2 tRNA genes and 1 rRNA gene are annotated in these 531 nt (G+C 46.7%); all 3 read right to left on the bottom strand.

Features of this window, described 5'->3' with window-relative positions:
- Positions 1-191 precede the first annotated feature (191 nt).
- A tRNA-Ala gene (locus L6D63_RS28430) sits at positions 192-267 on the bottom strand.
- 9 nt (positions 268-276) lie between these two features.
- Positions 277-353, bottom strand: a tRNA-Ile gene (locus L6D63_RS28435).
- A gap of 124 nt (positions 354-477) precedes the next feature.
- Positions 478-531 (bottom strand): 16S ribosomal RNA (locus tag L6D63_RS28440); the annotation flags it as partial.

Genomic DNA, 531 nt, shown 5'->3' on the forward strand with positions numbered 1-531 from the left:
GAAAATTCGCAAAACTCTTAAGAGTCACTCACAAATTTTACCTTAGCCTGATCCGTTACCAGTGAAAGTAACGTTCAGTCTATCTTTCTATCACATACCCAAATTTTTAAAGAACGATCTAATCAAAGACTAGAAATCAATATTCACGCCGGAATATTCATTTCTAAGCTCTAACAAGCAGAAGCAGTTAATGGTGGAGCCAAGCGGGATCGAACCGCTGACCTCCTGCGTGCAAGGCAGGCGCTCTCCCAGCTGAGCTATGGCCCCATACAAAATTGGTGGGTCTGGGCAGATTCGAACTGCCGACCTCACCCTTATCAGGGGTGCGCTCTAACCAACTGAGCTACAGACCCAATTTCGAGCGCGTAACTGATTAGCTCAGAGCTATCAGCTTGGAGCTTAAAGCTGCTTCTATCGTCTTCTTCAATGAATCAAGCAATTCGTGTGGGAACTTATGGAGCAGCTGATGTCGTCGATTAAGGAGGTGATCCAGCCGCAGGTTCCCCTACGGCTACCTTGTTACGACTTCAC

Origin of the sequence: Pseudomonas parakoreensis (genome assembly GCF_021602155.1) — a bacterium.
Classification (GTDB): Bacteria; Pseudomonadota; Gammaproteobacteria; order Pseudomonadales; family Pseudomonadaceae; genus Aquipseudomonas; species Aquipseudomonas parakoreensis.